The sequence below is a fragment of the Nocardia vinacea NBRC 16497 genome (assembly GCF_000308835.1).
Taxonomy (GTDB): Bacteria; Actinomycetota; Actinomycetes; order Mycobacteriales; family Mycobacteriaceae; genus Nocardia; species Nocardia vinacea.
Map to the genome: position 1 here is coordinate 70,650 of NZ_BAGN01000088.1, position 17,008 is coordinate 87,657.

General features: G+C 64.9%; 15 protein-coding genes. 6 read left to right on the plus strand and 9 right to left on the minus strand.

Annotated features, from left to right (window positions below):
* The first annotated feature begins 17 nt into the window (after positions 1-17).
* On the plus strand, positions 18-3,041 hold the full coding sequence (gene uvrA / locus ON44_RS11690) for an excinuclease ABC subunit UvrA (RefSeq protein ID WP_040689011.1): 3,024 nt from the start codon (positions 18-20) through the stop codon (positions 3,039-3,041).
* A 95-nt stretch (positions 3,042-3,136) separates the two neighbouring features.
* Here the strand turns inward: uvrA and ON44_RS11695 are convergent, their stop codons facing one another.
* The 4 genes from ON44_RS11695 to ON44_RS11710 form a co-directional block, all read right to left on the minus strand.
* Entirely contained in the window at positions 3,137-3,850 is a 714-nt protein-coding gene (locus ON44_RS11695; protein ID WP_040689013.1) for an alpha/beta fold hydrolase, read from the minus strand.
* A 231-nt stretch (positions 3,851-4,081) separates the two neighbouring features.
* Positions 4,082-5,623: an FAD-dependent monooxygenase gene (locus ON44_RS11700; protein WP_040689015.1), complete on the minus strand. Its 1,542-nt coding sequence runs from the start codon at positions 5,621-5,623 to the stop codon at positions 4,082-4,084.
* A 46-nt stretch (positions 5,624-5,669) separates the two neighbouring features.
* On the minus strand, positions 5,670-6,290 hold the full coding sequence (locus ON44_RS11705; RefSeq protein ID WP_040689016.1) for a TetR/AcrR family transcriptional regulator: 621 nt from the start codon (positions 6,288-6,290) through the stop codon (positions 5,670-5,672).
* Between the two features lie 59 nt (positions 6,291-6,349).
* Positions 6,350-6,700: a DUF1844 domain-containing protein gene (locus ON44_RS11710; protein WP_040689017.1), complete on the minus strand. Its 351-nt coding sequence runs from the start codon at positions 6,698-6,700 to the stop codon at positions 6,350-6,352.
* 334 nt (positions 6,701-7,034) lie between these two features.
* On the opposite strand from ON44_RS11710, the gene infC reads away from it, so the two are divergent.
* The 4 genes from infC to ON44_RS11730 all read left to right on the plus strand — a co-directional run bounded on the left by infC (position 7,035) and on the right by ON44_RS11730 (position 9,294).
* The gene (gene infC, locus ON44_RS11715; protein WP_083897808.1) at positions 7,035-7,721 is read left to right on the plus strand and encodes a translation initiation factor IF-3; all 687 of its coding nucleotides are present in this window, start codon (positions 7,035-7,037) and stop codon (positions 7,719-7,721) included.
* Between the two features lie 60 nt (positions 7,722-7,781).
* On the plus strand, positions 7,782-7,976 hold the full coding sequence (gene rpmI, locus ON44_RS11720) for a 50S ribosomal protein L35 (protein WP_040689021.1): 195 nt from the start codon (positions 7,782-7,784) through the stop codon (positions 7,974-7,976).
* A 102-nt stretch (positions 7,977-8,078) separates the two neighbouring features.
* Entirely contained in the window at positions 8,079-8,459 is a 381-nt protein-coding gene (gene rplT, locus ON44_RS11725) for a 50S ribosomal protein L20 (RefSeq protein WP_040689024.1), read from the plus strand.
* 37 nt (positions 8,460-8,496) lie between these two features.
* A complete protein-coding gene (locus ON44_RS11730) occupies positions 8,497-9,294 on the plus strand; it encodes a TrmH family RNA methyltransferase (protein WP_040689026.1) in 798 nt (265 codons plus the stop codon).
* A gap of 628 nt (positions 9,295-9,922) precedes the next feature.
* On the opposite strand, the gene ON44_RS46675 is transcribed toward ON44_RS11730, so the two are convergent.
* The 4 genes from ON44_RS46675 to ON44_RS11755 all read right to left on the minus strand — a co-directional run bounded on the left by ON44_RS46675 (position 9,923) and on the right by ON44_RS11755 (position 12,097).
* A complete protein-coding gene (locus tag ON44_RS46675; RefSeq protein WP_051181905.1) occupies positions 9,923-10,615 on the minus strand; it encodes a hypothetical protein in 693 nt (230 codons plus the stop codon).
* Between the two features lie 227 nt (positions 10,616-10,842).
* Positions 10,843-11,085: a hypothetical protein gene (locus ON44_RS11745; protein ID WP_040689032.1), complete on the minus strand. Its 243-nt coding sequence runs from the start codon at positions 11,083-11,085 to the stop codon at positions 10,843-10,845.
* Between the two features lie 54 nt (positions 11,086-11,139).
* Positions 11,140-11,736 (minus strand): DUF4352 domain-containing protein, encoded by a 597-nt coding sequence (locus ON44_RS11750; protein ID WP_040689035.1) that lies wholly within the window; start codon positions 11,734-11,736, stop codon positions 11,140-11,142.
* Positions 11,737-11,770: 34 nt separating this feature from the next.
* Positions 11,771-12,097, minus strand: coding sequence for an Rv1352/Rv1906c domain-containing protein (locus ON44_RS11755; protein ID WP_040689037.1), 327 nt, complete (start codon positions 12,095-12,097; stop codon positions 11,771-11,773).
* A 923-nt stretch (positions 12,098-13,020) separates the two neighbouring features.
* Here ON44_RS11755 and ON44_RS11765 point away from each other — a divergent pair.
* The gene (locus ON44_RS11765; protein WP_040689042.1) at positions 13,021-14,961 is read left to right on the plus strand and encodes an N-6 DNA methylase; all 1,941 of its coding nucleotides are present in this window, start codon (positions 13,021-13,023) and stop codon (positions 14,959-14,961) included.
* A 47-nt stretch (positions 14,962-15,008) separates the two neighbouring features.
* On the opposite strand, the gene ON44_RS11770 is transcribed toward ON44_RS11765, so the two are convergent.
* Positions 15,009-16,970 carry a UvrD-helicase domain-containing protein gene (locus ON44_RS11770; protein WP_040689044.1) on the minus strand — a complete coding sequence of 654 codons (1,962 nt, stop codon included), beginning with the start codon at positions 16,968-16,970 and terminating at the stop codon, positions 15,009-15,011.
* Positions 16,971-17,008: the final 38 nt, after the last annotated feature.

The window sequence follows — 17,008 nt, forward strand, 5'->3', positions numbered from 1 at the left end:
TCGAGAAGGGACACCTGGTGGCGGAACGCCTCACTGTGCGCGGAGCTCGGGAGCACAATCTCAAGAGCATCGACCTCGATCTGCCCCGCGACAGTCTCATCGTGTTCACCGGTCTATCCGGTTCGGGCAAGTCCAGCCTCGCCTTCGACACGATCTTCGCCGAGGGGCAGCGCCGCTATGTCGAATCGCTGTCGGCCTACGCGCGCCAGTTCCTCGGGCAGATGGACAAGCCGGACGTCGACTTCATCGAGGGACTTTCGCCTGCCGTTTCGATCGATCAGAAGTCGACCAACCGCAACCCCCGGTCGACGGTCGGCACCATCACCGAGGTCTACGACTACCTGCGGCTGCTGTATGCGCGCGCGGGTACTCCGCACTGCCCGGTCTGCGGTGAGCTGATCGCCAAGCAGAGTCCGCAGCAGATCGTGGATCAGGTGCTCGCCATGGAGGAGGGCATCAAATTCCAGGTGCTCGCGCCGGTGGTGCGCACCCGCAAGGGCGAATTCGTCGATCTGTTCGACCAATTGAACAGCCAGGGCTATTCGCGTGTCCGGGTCGACGGCGTGGTGTATCCGCTCACCGATCCACCGAAGCTGAAGAAGCAGGAGAAGCACGACGTCGAGGTCGTAGTGGACCGGCTCCAGGTGAAGCCGAGTTCCAAACAGCGCCTTACCGATTCGATCGAGACCGCCCTGCGGCTGGCCGACGGCATCGTGGTACTGGACTTCGTCGACCGCGACGAGCACGCCCACGACCGGGAGCGCCGGTTCTCCGAACGCCTGGCCTGCCCCAACGGGCACCCGCTCGATATCGAGGATCTCGAACCGCGCTCGTTCTCGTTCAACTCGCCCTATGGTGCGTGCCCGGACTGCACCGGACTCGGCATCCGCAAGGAGGTCGATCCGGATCTGGTGGTGCCAGATCCCGAATTGAGCCTGGCCGAGGGCGCGATCGCACCGTGGTCGCGCGGACAGACCGCGGAATACTTCACCCGGCTGCTGTCGGGTCTGGCCGAATCCATCGGGTTCTCCATGGATACGCCGTGGCACGACCTACCGCCGAAGGCACGTAAGGCGGTGCTGGAGGGCAGTTCGGATCAGGTGCACGTCTCCTACACCAACCGGTACGGCCGGAAGCGTTCGTATTACGCCGATTTCGAGGGCGTGATGCCGTTCTTGCAGCGGCGTATGGAGAGCACCGAATCCGAGCAGATGAAGGAGCATTACGACGGGTACATGCGTGATGTGCCGTGCCCGGTGTGCAACGGTGCTCGGCTGCGTCCGGAAATTCTGGCCGTCACCATCGCCTCGGGCGGTGAGAAGAAGTCCATCGCCGATGTGAGCGAATTGTCGATCGGTGACTGCTCGGCATTCCTGAATGCCTTGACGCTGGGGGAGCGGGAGACCGCCATTGCCGGGCAGGTGCTCAAGGAAGTGCAGGCGCGCCTCGGCTTCCTGCTGGATGTCGGACTGGAGTATCTGAGCCTGTCGCGGGCCGCGGCGACGCTGTCCGGCGGTGAGGCACAGCGCATCCGGCTGGCGACCCAGATCGGATCCGGGCTGGTCGGGGTGCTGTATGTGCTCGACGAACCGTCGATCGGCCTGCACCAGCGCGACAACCGGCGGCTCATCGAAACGCTGACGCGGCTGCGGAATCTCGGCAATACGCTGATCGTGGTCGAACACGACGAGGACACCATTCGGGCCTCGGACTGGGTGGTCGATATCGGTCCGCTGGCCGGTGAGCACGGTGGTGAAGTCGTGCACAGCGGTCCGTATCAGGAACTGCTCACCGACCCGAAATCGCTGACCGGCGCATATCTTTCAGGCCGCGAGCGCATCGAGGTGCCGATGGTGCGGCGGCCGGTGAGTAAGAAGCGCCAGCTCACCGTGGTCGGTGCGAACGAGCACAACCTGCGCAATATCGATGTCAGCTTCCCGCTCGGCGTGCTCACCGCGGTCACCGGTGTTTCCGGCTCCGGTAAGTCCACGCTGGTCAACGACATTCTGGCGACCGTGCTCGCGAACAAGCTGAACGGCGCGCGGCAGGTGCCGGGCCGGCACACCCGGATCAACGGCCTCGATCATCTGGACAAGCTCGTGCAGGTGGACCAGTCGCCGATCGGCCGGACGCCGCGCTCGAATCCGGCCACCTACACCGGCGTATTCGACAAGATCCGGACCCTGTTCGCGGCGACCACCGAGGCGAAGGTGCGTGGTTACCAGCCCGGCCGGTTCTCGTTCAATGTCAAGGGCGGCCGCTGCGAAGCATGCTCGGGTGACGGCACTTTGAAGATCGAGATGAACTTCCTGCCGGACGTGTATGTCCCGTGCGAGGTCTGCCACGGCGCCCGGTACAACCGGGAGACGCTCGAGGTGCACTACAAAGGCAAGACCATTGCCGAGGTGCTCGATATGTCGATCGAGGAGGCCGCGGGGTTCTTCGAGCCGGTCACCTCGATCCACCGCTACCTCAAGACCCTGGTCGACGTCGGCCTGGGCTATGTGCGACTCGGCCAGAGTGCGCCGACCCTCTCCGGCGGTGAGGCACAGCGCGTCAAACTGGCGGCTGAACTGCAAAAGCGCTCCACCGGACGCACCGTTTACATCCTCGACGAGCCGACCACCGGCCTGCACTTCGAGGACATCCGCAAGCTGCTGCTCGTCATCAACGGTTTGGTGGACAAGGGCAATACGGTCATCGTCATCGAACACAATCTGGACGTCATCAAGACCTCCGATTGGGTGGTCGATATGGGTCCAGAGGGCGGCTCCGGCGGCGGCACGGTCGTCGCCGAAGGCGCCCCGGAAGATGTTGCGGCAGTGGGCGACAGCTACACCGGCCAGTTTCTGAAGGAAGTCCTGGCACTGCCCGCTGCGACCAGCCCCAAGGCTCCGGCCAAGAAGGCGGCCGCGAAGAAGGCCCCGGCGAAGAAGGCGGCGAACAATTCGTCGGCCACCAACGCGACGGCGACCAAGATTCCGGCACCGAATGCCGCCGCCGCGAAGCGCGCATCGCGGAAGGCCGCCGCGCTCCGCTGATCCTGTTCGCACACCGCTTGTCTCGCCCGACACCGGCTACTCGGTGTCGGGCAAGACAACGGCTGCGGGCTCAGTTCTCGGGCCGACGAGCTTGTCTAGGCCGAGCGGTTCGCGATGGTGTGGATCAGTTCGGCGAGTTCCTTGTATCGGGACCACATCGGCCAATGGCCGGTGGGCAGATCGATGTATTCGGCGTCGATCTTGGCCAACTCGGCGAACAGTGGTTCCTGACCCGCGTCGCGGAGTTGTTTGACCAGGTCCGCGGTGATGCTGTTGCAGATCACCGTCGTCGGGATGGCAAGGCGCGCCGGGGAATCGCTCAGTCGCAGGGGAGCGGCGGCGACTCCGGTGGGTTCGGAAACGGCACGCTCGCGGAACCGGGCCAGGGACAACTCGTCCAGTCCGGTGAGACTATTGCCGTCGGCCTCCAACTGATCCCAATCCGGCAGCGCGAGTTCGCGAACGGTCGCATCCAGTGCGGAATTGAGGATGAAGCCATTCGGTAGCGGAGCGGCGTCGACATAAATCCCGCGGCTGAAGCGTTCCGGGGCAATATCGGTGGCGAGATAGGCTGCCGCCGCACCGCCCGAGTGCGCGACGACCACCACCGCTTCATCCGTGGCGATTTCGTCGAGGATGGCCTGCGCCTGCATTTCCAGGGTCGCGCTGAGCCGGTCGTCCTCGTCCGGGTCGAGTCCGGGCAGGGTCAGCGCCAACACATCGTCACCCCGGCCGCGCAGATCGGCCGCGACGTCGTCCCATGCCCACGCGCCGAGCCAGAATCCGGGAATGAGAAGTATCCGTGCCATGCAGTGAGCATCGCACGCCGAACCTGGCGGAACGCAAATCCGCAGCAATATGTCTGGGTCACCGAGATAGCCACGCGCACAAAGCGTTTCATTGTTCACAAGATGAACTACTTCGGGTCGAGTGGGATTGCCCGTGAGAGCGACGGGAAGCGGCGGCACGGATTGCCCCGCGTCGCTCGCGGCCCACCCGGGTGGCATCACAGCGATTCCGGGCGGACCACATCGGCGTGCCTACGAGCTTCGAGCTGGACCGAACCACCGCGTCAATGCGTTCCGGAGTCGGTCATCTTCGGTGCCGACTTCACCTGCCCAGGCCACATATCCGTCCGGTCGGATGAGTAGCGCGTCAGCGGGCGCGTCCGGACAGGTCGCGATCACGGTGTCGACGCGGTCGTTCCAGTCGGCCGCGATATCGGCGAACCCGCTGTTCTCGGTCAATTGGACCAGTACAGCTCGTGCCGAGTGCAGCAGCTCGGCGATACGCGTTCGGCCGTCCGAGGTTTCGAGGGTGAGGTCCGGGACCATGCGTCCGGACAGTGGGTGCGGATCGCCGATGTCGTAGCGGATATCGGATCCGGCGAGCAGATGTGCGATATGCCCAGCGTTTTCAGGTGCTTTGAGTAGTTCGCCCATGAACTCGCGCAGCGCGGTGACCTCCGGACCGGGCGCCATCAGTGCGAGCTGGGACAGTGAGTGCATCATTACGCGCTCGCCGACCGGGTATCGCTCGGAGTGATAGGTGTCCAGCAGTCCCACGGGTGCCCAACCGTTCACCTGTGCGGCGAGCTTCCAACCGAGATTGGCCGCGTCCTGCAAACCGAGGTTGAGGCCGGGGCCTCCCATCGCCGAGTGCACGTGGGCGGAATCGCCGAGCAGGAACACATTTCCGTCGCGATAGCGTTCGGCCAGTCGAGTGTTCTGGCCTTCGGTCCGGCGCAAGGCGTGCGGGCCGGATCCAGGCGGTGGCGCGATCGGCAGGTCGACACCGAGCACCCGCCGCAGACTTGCGCGTAGTTCGTCGAGCGTCATCGGCGTGTCCTCCGGTACCGGATCGCCGTCGAACTCCATGGTCGCGACCAACGGGCGGCCGCGTTCGAGCTCCGCGAAGATGAACATGCCACGTTCGAGTCGGTTATGTCCGAAGGGAAGTCGCCCGAGGCCGGGAATCAGGATGCCGCCGTCTCCGGTTCGCAGTTCCTCCGGCACGCTCACATGTGCCATCCGGACCAACTTCGATGCGTTTGTGCTGCCGGGGAATTCGATTCCGGTGTGTTTGCGGACGAAGCTCCTGCCGCCGTCAGCCGCGACCAAGTATGTGGTGGTCAGGTCGTACTCGCGGTCGGGACCCGTCACTGTGACGGTCACGCTCCCGTCCTGCTGGACCAGATCGGTCAGCTCATGGCCCCAACGGATTTCGATACCGAGTTCGCGAGCCCTTTTCTCCAACAGGCGAACCAGTTTGGGCTGGGGGATGAGCAGCGCGTACATCGGATTGTTCGCAACTTCGGCGAATGACACCGGCATCCCACTGAACATATAGCCGGGCACGGGCTGCGGCGCGCCCGGCGCGCCGCCGAATTCGTGGTACAGGCCGCGCATATCCAGCAGCCGAATCACCTGGCCGACAAGGCCGTTCGCTTTCGGCTCGGCGCTGGGCTCGCTCAGTTTCTCCAGCACGATGGGACGCACGCCGACCAGTGCGAGTTCGCAGGCGAGCATGAGCCCGTTCGGCCCGGCACCGGAAATGACTACGTCGGCAGAGTTTTCGGGCATGACAAATACACCTCTTGTTGCCTTTGAAAAGTGAGTGTGCGGTGAGTCAGTCGTCGACGGAAGGCGCGGGAAGTCCCGCGGCTATCTCGTCGACGGCTTGTCGTAGCAGTGTGGTGAGCAATACCGGCGGATCCGCGTACACATAGGTCGCGGTAGCGGCCTGGTAGATCGCGCCGATCGCGCCGACGACGAGCCGTGGATACAGATCGCGTGCCGCGTCGGTTCCGGTGCGTGCCGCGATCGCCTCGATCCAGTCGTCGGATACCGCCTTGGACACCGCGGTTCGGGTCTCGGGTGCCTCGAGCAATTCGCGAACGACCGCCAGTTGGCGCGCGGTCGGCGGGTGGTCCCCGGCGCCGTCGACTTCGAGTGGTTCGAGGATCGCCGCGGTGATCGCGGTCCAGAGCGGCTCGTCCACGGGCCGGTTCCGTAGTGCGATCAGACTGCGCTGGATCCGCTCGGTCTGCCGGTATGCCAGCGCCTCGTGCTTACCGGTGAAGTAGTTGTTGAAGGTCCGGACCGACACGCCCGCGCGGGCGGCGATGTCCTCTCTGGTGATATTGGCCAGTCCGTGTTCGAATGCCAGCTGGAGCGTCGCGTCGCTGAGTGCCTTGCGGGTGTCGAGCTTCTTGCGCTCGCGAAGGCCGAGGACTTGCTCATCTGGCATGACACCAGAGTACGCCAAAACTTGCCCAGCGGGCAATATTTCCCGCTGGGCAAATTTAGCTAGGCGTAGACCGGGCCGGTGTACTTCTCGCCCGGACCCTTGCCCGGCTCGTCCGGATGCGCCGAGGCCTCGCGGAAGGCGAGCTGCAACGACTTCAGTCCGTCGCGATACGGACCGGCATGCGGACCGAAGTATTCGATAGACGAGGTGATCAATCCAGCGAGCGCGGTGATCAGGCGGCGTGCCTCGTCCAGGTCGCGGCGCGGACTGTTGTCCGGATCCTCGTCGGCGAGTCCGAGCTTCTCCGCCGCCGCGCTCATCAGCATCATCGCGGCGCGGCTGATGATCTCCACTGCGGGGATGTCGGCCAACTCGCGGACGTCGGTCGCGTCGGATGCCTCGTCACTCATAGCCACGAGGATGGCATCGTGGTGGGCGGGCGCGGTCGCCGGGCGGGGCGATTCGGCGATAGCGAGTGGGAATGTTAGACTTTCCGCTGACGACCGCCCCGGGCTTGCTCGGGGCTGATAAGTGGAGCCCGACTCCCACCGTTGCCGACGAGCGATCGTACTGGTTAAACGGTCCGGTCACCCGCCCTTTCGAGGCGGGTTTCTTGTGCGGGGATCTCTCAGGGGATCATCGGACGAGGTCGACGCGAGCTTGCTCGTGCTCGAAGGCCGGTCGACTCGGGCCCCGTTGCGGAATACCGCACCGGGGCTTTTGTGTTGAAAAGGGGTTGCCGTTATTGCGTGCGGTCGTCTGACGACACCGCTTGACCTAGGAGGCCCCATCAGCACTGAGACCCGCATCAACGATCGCATCCGTGTTCCCGAGGTCCGACTTATCGGACCGGGTGGTGAACAGGTTGGGATCGTGCGTGTTGAAGATGCACTACGCGTCGCCCTCGAGGCGGATCTCGACTTGGTCGAGGTCGCGCCGGATGCCCGTCCACCGGTCTGCAAGATCATGGACTACGGCAAGTTCAAGTACGAGACGGCGCAGAAGGCGCGCGAGTCTCGCAAGAACCAGGTGCAGACCGTGATCAAGGAGCAGAAGCTCCGTCCCAAGATCGACGACCACGACTATGAGACCAAGAAGCGCAACGTTGTTCGCTTCCTCGAGGCCGGCTCGAAGGTCAAGGTGACGATCATGTTCCGCGGTCGTGAGCAGTCGCGCCCCGAATTGGGCTTCCGGCTGCTGCAGCGTCTGGCCTCCGACGTCGCCGAATTGGGTTTCGTCGAGACCTCCGCCAAGCAGGACGGTCGCAATATGACCATGGTCCTCGCGCCGCATAAGGGTGCGAAGACGCGGGTGAAGGCGCAGGAGGATTCGCGGGCACCGCGTCCCGCCGCCACCGAAGCGCCTGCCGTTCCCGCACCTGCCGCGGGCGCACCGGTCGCCGAACAGGTCGCGCCGGCCGACCCGCAGTAATACCGATCAGAAAACCGGTGGTCCGAGAGGACCACCGGTACGAGACAGATAGAGGAATCCATGCCGAAGATGAAGAGCCACAGCGGCGCCTCGAAGCGATTCAAGGTTTCGGGCCGTGGCAAGCTGCTGCGTCAGCAGGCGAACCGTCGCCACCTGCTCGAGCACAAGTCCACTCGCCGGACTCGTCGTCTGGACGGCACGGAAGCCGTCGCGTCCGTTGACGTCCCTCGCGTCAAGCGCCTCCTGGGTCTCTGAGACCTAGGCCAGCACCCGCGCGACCGGGATTCCGGACGCCGACCACCGACCAATTCCAGGGCGTCACGCACAGCGCCCCCTAGATCGACAAAGGACTGACCCATGGCACGCGTCAAAAGGGCCGTCAACGCGCAGAAGAAGCGCCGTTCCGTTCTCGAGGCCTCCAAGGGCTACCGTGGCCAGCGCTCGCGGCTGTACCGCAAGGCCAAGGAACAGCAGCTGCACTCGCTCACCTACGCCTACCGGGACCGCCGGGCGCGCAAGGGTGACTTCCGCAAGCTCTGGATCGCCCGCATCAATGCCGCGGCGCGCCTGAACGACATCACCTACAACCGCTTCATCCAGGGCCTCAAGGCCGCCGGTGTCGAGGTGGACCGCAAGATCCTCGCCGAGCTCGCCGTCTCCGACGCCGAGGCGTTCGCCGGTCTGGTCGCCGTCGCCAAGGCCGCCCTCCCGCAGGACGTCAACGCCCCGGCCGCCTGATCCGGCCTGCGTGACGACACAGCATTCGGAACGACCCGTGGACGCGCTCTCCGAGCACAATCCGCGGGTCGTTTCCGCTGTCAAGCTCCAGCGCGCCGCGCAGCGTCGCAAGACCGGACAGTTTCTGGCCGAGGGCGCGAATTCCGTTGCGGCGGCCGTGGAAACCGGTCGGGTGCGCGAGCTGTTCTACTCGATGCACGCCGCGGTTCGGGAGAATCAGCTGATCGCCGGGGCCGCCGCCGCGGGCGTGCGCACCACGTTAGTGAGTGAGCGCGCCGCCGAACACCTCGGTGAAACCGTCACCGCGCCGGGGCTTGTCGCGGTGTGCGATCACATCGATGTGCCGCTGGCGGACGTGCTGGCCGAGCGGCCGAGACTGCTCGCCATCCCTGTCGAGATCGCCGAGCCCGGCAATGCCGGCACTCTCATTCGAGTCGCCGACGCGGTGGGCGCGAATGGTGTTGTGCTGGCGGGGGATGCGGTCGATCCACACAATGGCAAATGCGTCCGCGCGAGTGCGGGCAGTCTGTTCCATGTGCCGATCGCGCGGCATCGCGATATCGGCGAGGTGCTCGATGCCGTTGCGGCAGCGGGCATTACGGTGCTCGCCACCGCCGCGAAGGGCGAAGTCGACCTGGACGACGCCGACGAACTGCTGGCGGGTCCGGTGGCCTGGCTGTTCGGCAATGAGGCGCACGGCTTGGATCCGTCGGTCGCCGCCCGGGCCGACCATCGGGTACGTATCCCGATCCACGGCCGCGCCGAGAGTCTCAACCTCGCCGCTGCAGCCGCTATCTGCCTGTACGCGAGCGCGCGGGTCCAGCATACGAAATAGGCTGTGCGCGAACTCCCCTCGATTATCGCCGGTTCGACTAGCGGTTCACCTCGTCGGCCTTCAGGGCGGAGTCGAACAGGCCCCTTGCCGCTCTCGAGGTGTGCAGCCTCCGCACACGCGTCGCCAACTGGCTCCGTACGGCGTGGGGGAACAGTCGTTCGGTCGAGTGCCAGCGCGTCGGCTCGGACAGAGCGGCTCGCTCAGGGGAGAGGTCTGCCCACCGAGCCGCGATGGTGGCTGCCGCGAGATGATCCGGCAGCAACGCCGAGAATTCGAGCCCGGCCACGGTGCAGGGGTCTACGCCGGGCAAGACCGCAGTCCAACTCTCTCAGGAACTTTGCGTCCTCATCGTCGGCCGCCGGACCTGCCTAAACGACCCGCGTCCTGGGTCGTGCTTTAGGTACGTGATGCGTTCTGCTGGGTCACCTCATCCGCAATGACGCTCGGTCTGGCCACCTACCTCGGCGCGAGACTGATCGGCATGGGATGCACCGCAGCCGAATCTCGTGCCGGCGTTTCGCCGACGCTCGGCCTGGTGCCGACGTTCTTCCTCCTGCCGATACAGCGGGTGACGACGCCAGCGCAGACGGTCAGGGGTTTCCGGCGTCTCAACGCGTTTTTCCTGCTGCTATCGATCGCCCGGCTGGTCGGGGTACTGAGCAGGCTCCGGATATGGCATCGGCTGAACTGCCACGAACTGACCGTTCATCGGGCCGCCCGACATAGGGTGTCCAGGAGGCGGAATAGGCTGCCAGGGAGCTGGCGTCGGCTGCGCCGGGTACGGCTGGCCCGGGTAGGGCGGGGGCTGGATGGCGTTCTGTGCCGGCTCGGCGGCGATCCAGCGTCTGGTCGACGGCACCAATGCCAAAATTATTGTGGCAATGGGGAATACCAAGCCGACGGAACCATCGAGTGTCCCAGCAATACCCGACAGGCCTCCGATCAGGGTGACGCCGAACATGACGACCGCCCAGGCGATTCCGAACAGGATCGCCGACGCGCAGCCCGCGACGATCAGCAACCGCCCGGCCGGTCTGCGACGGAACAATGCCACTGCTCCGGTCCCCAGCAGCGTCCCGGCAAGCAGTGCGACCGCCCCGGTGCTCAGTACATAAGTCGGATACCACGTCAAGCCCGCATCCTGGCGGAGTTCGTGTGACTGCGTGAGGCCCAGCACGATATTCATCAGCCCGACCAGCATTTGCATGACCGCGCCGATCGCGGCGAGCACCCCGGCGGCAATCGCCGTCCCGCCCTTGGGTTTCGGTGTCGACGCCTGCGAATATGGGTACTGACCACCGTGGTACTGCGGATAACTCATAGCCCAGCTCTCGTCTCTACCGCCGAACCGGCGTCGTCGGCAAGGGTACGCGACGATGTGTTCACACCACTCAGCCTGTGCTGCAGCCGATTACGCCGATGCGCGATGCTGCTGGCGGATATCCGGAGGTTGCGAGCGGCGAATTCCGTTGGCACCGAATCGGGTTGGCGGATGTCGACGGCAGCGGACGAGGGATACCTGCCCGCGCCTTGTCCACCGCGACCCACTCACCTGAGTGCCGTTGCAGAGTACTGCGAGCTGAGGCGGGCTGAGTCCGGGTGCTCGACGGCCGAGCCGTATCGGGTCGTACCAGCGTCGCTGAGTCCGAACAGGTCGCAGATGCGGCGGATGCCAACGCCGGTGGGGTGCGGTTCGTCGAGGATGCGATCCTCGCGGATTGCTTGGGCGGTCAGCCCGAGTCGCTGCGTGATCCAGGCGGCTGAGGTGGGGTAGCTGGGCGGGATAGTCATGGTGGTTCTCGGTCCGAGGGCGGCGGGACTTCGAGTCCCGGCGCACGAGTTCAGCTACTTCAGTGCGACGCGTAAGCCGCCGGAGAACGCCGAGTCGTGGAACTCGACTGCGGCGGGCACGGTGCCTCGGGGCACATCGAAGACGAGGGTGATCGACACCTTGTTGCCGGGATTGATCTCCGCGCTGAGGTGGTCGTTGACGTTGATCTCCGCGCCCGTGTTGTTGGCGAACTCGCGCCCCTGGTCGTCGATCAGCTTCTGATTCGACCCGAAATAGTGCTGTGCCTGACTACCGACGTTGGTCACGTCGACGTGCATCTGAATGAATTCGCCTTGCGCCTGTTCCTTCAGGATTTCGTTGGTGCCGATCACCGTCACCGGCTCTTCCACTCCGGTTACCAGGAACGAGAACTTCCCGTCACGCACTTCCGACCCGGCGGCCGCGGCCGTGTTGCGCTTTTCTTCGGCCTTTGCGACCTCGTTCGCTGTCCCGCCGATCAAGGCGACGCAACCGCCGAACATGAGCAGAAAGACGGCGAGGATCGCGCCGAGCACCCACGGCCACGGCCACACCTTCCTCTTCCTCGGCGGCTGCGGGTAATGGGATCCCGGCGGGAAGCCGGGCTGAGCGGGGTACTGGGGGTTTGTCACGGTGACTCCTTGGGAGAGAGGGGAATAGGCGAGATCAGTTGTCGAGCGTCCAGTGGCACCCCGTGACCGTGACGACGTCGCCTTCCCGCAATGTCACGTACGACTCACCGGTGTAGCTCTGGATGTCGATCAGCTCGGAGCCGCGGGCGCCCTTGTAGGGCAGCCATTCGATGAAGCAGGCGCCGTAGTCGCTGTCGCGGGGGCCGGCGGTGTGATAGATCCCGGACGCGACATCGGTGCCGACGACCTGGGTACCTTCCTTCAGTGATGTGCGAGGTGCTGCTCGAGCGGTGCCTGTGATGGTGAGGATGCCTGCGGTCGCGAGGAGCGCGGCAGCTGCTGTGCGAATGATCGTGTTCATGAGAATTCCTCGGTAGAACGGAAGTGGCTATTCAGTTGTCGTCGGGATTCGGCCGTCCGGAGATGTGCTGCTGATCGTGGTCAGATCGGCGCCGGATTCGACGTACGTCCGCGTCAGCGCGTACGTCGGTAGGCGATTCGGCGCCGAATCTCGCGGAGCAGTCGCCGCTAGAGCCTCACGGTCGGATCAGTTTTCGGCGTCGCGAGCGCTGCAGAGGACCGAGCGAGCCGCGTCGTCAGCTCGGCGGGGGTCGGAAACGGACCGCTGCGGAGCGGAACGTCGAGTGTGATCGGCGCCCGCGCAGTTAGAGCCGCCGTTCTGGCGGCGGCGCTATGGACTGTTCTGGCGGCGGAGTAGTGCTCCAGGGGTCTTGCTGGTCAAATGCCACCCGTGGCAGGACAGGCACTCGTAGCTGCGCTTCTCCCGGAGCCGTGGATCGCTGGCGTCGACGCCGCTGAGGACGAGCTCGGCGTCAGATTGGGTGAAGTATCGGCGCTTGCCGTGGAAGCATCGAGTCGTCGGCACCCGGAACCGTTATTTGCGCAGGTCGTCACCCTGTCGGAGGGGCAGGATGCACGGGTTGCCGGATCGGATCCGACGGTGGTGAAGGTGTCGGCGGGTGGACATACGTTCTCCTCTCAGGCGGATGCGGGCACGACGAATCACAGCCTGAGGCCGGGTATCGAGTGAGATCTGTTGGGGGACAGAGTCTTTGGTTGCTCTGTAATCGACGTTGGTTCGCTGACGATGCAATGAAATTAACACCCGGATGTCTACCGCATAAGTGATTGACATTGTTTTCAGTCAGATGGAGCAGGGTGATGCGCTCCGGCCTGTGGATTTGTTGAAAACATCGTCAATCTGATGCCGTGTTATCTTGAGCCACGACCTCCTCCGAGTGGTGGTTGGTCGGGAGGAGGCTCATGTCGGACTCAACGCCCACGGTCGCCGCGGCGGAGATCGCCCGGCTGGCCGGCGTCACCCGTGCGACCGTCAGCAACTGGCGGCGTCGGCATGCCGATTTCCCGGCGCCGGTGTCCGGCGGAACCGAAGCTCGGCCGGTGTTCCACCTCGGTGAGGTCCAGGAATGGCTGCACGGGCACGGCGTACGGTCCGCTGACTCGCCTGTCCAGCGGTTGCGTGCGGTTCTCCGGGCCGAGGTGGATCCCAGCGAAGTGCCCGCATTGATGAAAGTCGTTAGCGACCGGGATGTTGCCGATGGCACTGCGTTGCATGCCGCGATTCATGACGCCGTCGCGGAGGCCGGGATCAAGGCGACATTGGATGTGCTCGCCGAACGGGGGCTGGATGCGGTGCCGAGCACCGGTGTCTATCCGACGGACCTGCCGGTCGCCGCGTTGATGGCCGATCTCCTTGCAGCCGCTTCCTCGCCCAAGCCTCAGAGCATTCTCGATCCTGCCTGCGGCAGCGGCGCCCTCCTGACCGAGGCTGCGCGGATCGGTGCCTCAACCCTGGCCGGACAGGACGTGCTGGCCGTCCAGGCTGCCCGCGCCGCCGCCCTATTGCATGCGGAGCTCCCTGGTGTCGGTATCGAGATCCGCACCGGCGACAGCCTCCTGTCCGATGCGTTCCCGGGCGAGCAGTTCGATGCGATCTTGTCGAACCCCCCATATACGCAACGTGATTGGGGCGCCGACCAACTGGCCCTCGACCTCCGGTGGGAGTACTCGGTCCCCCCGCGGGGCGAATCCGAACTGGCTTGGGTCCAACATGCCCTTTACCACGTACACCCCGGCAGCACAGCGATCGTTCTGTTACCGCCTGCCGTTGCCTCACGCACATCCGGGCGACGGATCCGGATGGAACTGTTACGCGCAAATGCGCTGCGCGCTGTCATCGCGCTCCCGCCCGGGGCATCGACCCCCAAACAGGTAGGTCTGCAGATCTGGGTGCTCCGCCGCCCAGATTCCGCGGCTACGTCCGAGTTCGTTCTGTTCGCCGACGCCGCTAAAGTCCTCGATTCCGGGGGAAGCCAATCGGATTGGCAAGCCTTGGCCGAGCGAGTGACCGACACTTGGCGTGCCTTCGACCACGGTGACATGGAAGCCGCCACGATTGCCGGATTCACCGCCGTGGTTCGTGTCATGGACGTCCTCGACGACGACATCGATCTCACTCCGGCCCGTCGAGTCCGCGCCGCCGTCGACCCCGACAGTGTCGCTGCTTCCGTCCACGCCGCCATCGAGCTCCTCGGCGGCCACTTGGCTGAACTCCGCACTGCTGCTGAGACGGTCGAGCGCTGGTCCCCGGGTGGCAACCTCACCTTGCGGACGGCCACTGTCCGTGACCTCGAACGAGGTGGCGCGGTCCACCTGGTCCCACTGGTGGCAGAAGATCAGGCCGTGGGTTCACCTCAGCGTGCGGTACTTTCCGGTCGTGACCTGCTCGCCGGCCGGGGACCGTCCGGTCTTACCGGCCCCGGCGTCCACGCCTCCACCGAGGTGATCCACGAGGGCGACATCCTGGTCTCTCGTTTTCGCGACGACCATGGCGCCGCACCCGGTGCTCGGGTGGCGGAAGGCGCCGACGTGGGGGCAGTTCCCGGAGTAGGCGTGATCGTTTTTCGTGCCGATCCCACGAGATTGGATCCCTGGTTCTTCGCCGGTTTCATCGGCAGCCCCGACAACTCGGCGGCGATGTTCGGCGCGACGACCATCCGGATCGACCCCACCCGCTTGCGGATTCCGATTCTGCGGCTCGTAGATCAGAAGCCATATGCCGAGGCGTTCCGTCGGCTGCATCTCTTGCGTGTGGCGGCGGCGCGGACGGCTGATGCGGCGCAGCGAGCGGCGGAGCTGATCGGAACGGGGTTGACGGCCGGGGCGATCGAACCGCCGAGTTAGGTCCTCGGCTATCTCGGGCGGGCCGATCGGTCGCCGAAACTTCCGGATCAATCGGTCAGATAGGCGACCCACAGGTAGTCGCGAGGGCGGCTTGTGGCGACGAGAAGCTGTCTGGCGAGCATATCGGCCCGGTCCCTGTCGCCCCCGGAGAGCTGTGTCGGATCGGCGGGCGGCTCTTCGGTGATGTGGAAGACCGCGGCGAAGTCCATCCCTTTGGCGCGCCGAACCGTGCCGACCTTGATCGGACCGACCTGGCTGCCATCGTAATGTTCCAGCGAGATCGCCGGGAAACCCGCGCGGCGCAGGACTTGTAGATAGCGGCTTGCCTCCTTGGGCCAGTTGACGATCACGGCGATCTCAGCGCTGGAAGGTAGTGATGCGTCACGGATCGCTTGGGGGAGCGCTCGGTCGATGTCTCGACGTCCGACGCGTACGTCGAGCGCTTGCCCGCCGGGCAGCGTGGATTCGCTGTCGCGGAGGATGACACCGGCTCCGCCGTCGAGGTCGTCCACGGTGTTGCCCGCTTCGATACATTGCGAATATCGCAGAACAGCTTGCCTATTGCGGTAGTTCTTGCGGAGCACGCGGCCGCGGCCACCGGCGAGAGGGATGCCTGCTTCGGAGAGGGTGCAACCACCGGCGTAGACCTGTTGTTGTCCGTCGCCGACCAGAAGCAACTGTGCATCGACGTCGCCGCCGGCTATCTGATGCACCAGCTCCAGCTGCCGAAGTGTGAAGTCCTGTACCTCGTCCACGACCACCATTGCGAAATCCTCGGTGTTGTCGAGGGGCCGCTGCTTCAGCTCGTCGACAGCTACCGCGATGACGTCGTTGAAGTCGTGTGCGCCCCGCGCTTCGAGGCCCTGCTGGTAGGGCGTGTACCAGTGTTCCCAGACATACTTTCGCTTGTTCGAATGCAGGCTGATCCCCTCGCGGCCGGTACGTTTGACCGTCTCGTACCTCTCCGGTTCGGATATCCCACGGCCTTTGATCACCCGATCGATCTCGTCGGTCCAGTAACCGTGGTCGGTGCCTTCGACACGGTCCAAAACGTCCCGTGCACCCTGCCATGCCTTGGCCAGCGCCGTATTTATCGCGCCCTCATCGAGATTGAAGTCGATCCCACGGCTGCGTAGGAAAGCGGTTGTCCAGGCATGCAGGCCTGTGAACTTGGCGCGATCCGCAGCGTACGGAGCAAGGCGCCGAAACCCCAGTTCGTGGTAGGAGGGCAGCGTCTTGACGAATGTGGTGAACAGGAGCCTGCCCGGATTGCGCTTGGCGAAATGTGCCATGCGATGCAGTGCTACGACCGACTTTCCTGTCCCGGCTGGCCCGCTGAATCTCGCCGGACCGTTGAATGTGGCATGCACAAGGGAGAGCTGATCCGGGTCGAGAAAGGTCATCCAGTCGCCGAACGGCCGGGCCAGCGCGACATCACGAGCGTCGGAGCGAAGGTCGACTTCGTCGAACAGGCTTCCTGCGTCGACGGATTCGGATTCGGGAGCATCATCGGCACGTAGCCACTGGTGTGATGACAGTTTCGCCGCGGCGGTCGCCGCGAGTTCGTCTGCGCGCTGGGCGCGCATTCGCTGATCACCACGCACCAGTATGCCGACGAACCCAGCTTCGTCGGCGACAAGGAAGCGACCGTCCGCGAGGAAGTGCTTCGTGTCGGGTACCAATAGAACCAACTCGACGGAGTATGGAACGAACTGGGTGCCGCCCAGAGCGAGGCGGGCGAATGACTCTTCGGCATTCTTGCGAATCTTCCCGATGGTGGCCGAGTCCGGCACCGACTCTGCGAAGACGAGCGCGAAGACGCCGGTTCGTCCCACTGCGAACGCGGCTGCTCGATCCGAGCGCGGCGTTCCACGCTCCACCAGAAGATGCCAGCCGCGCACGGTCAGCAGACCGGCGAGAAAGCGGCGCTGTGCGGAGGTCAGCTGTCGCTGCTCGGACAGGGTGCGTTCGGCCCAGCGGGCAACCCGCTCACGATGAATGTTCGCCATGATCCCCCCGATCTACACGGCCGGAGGCTGCCCCGGCG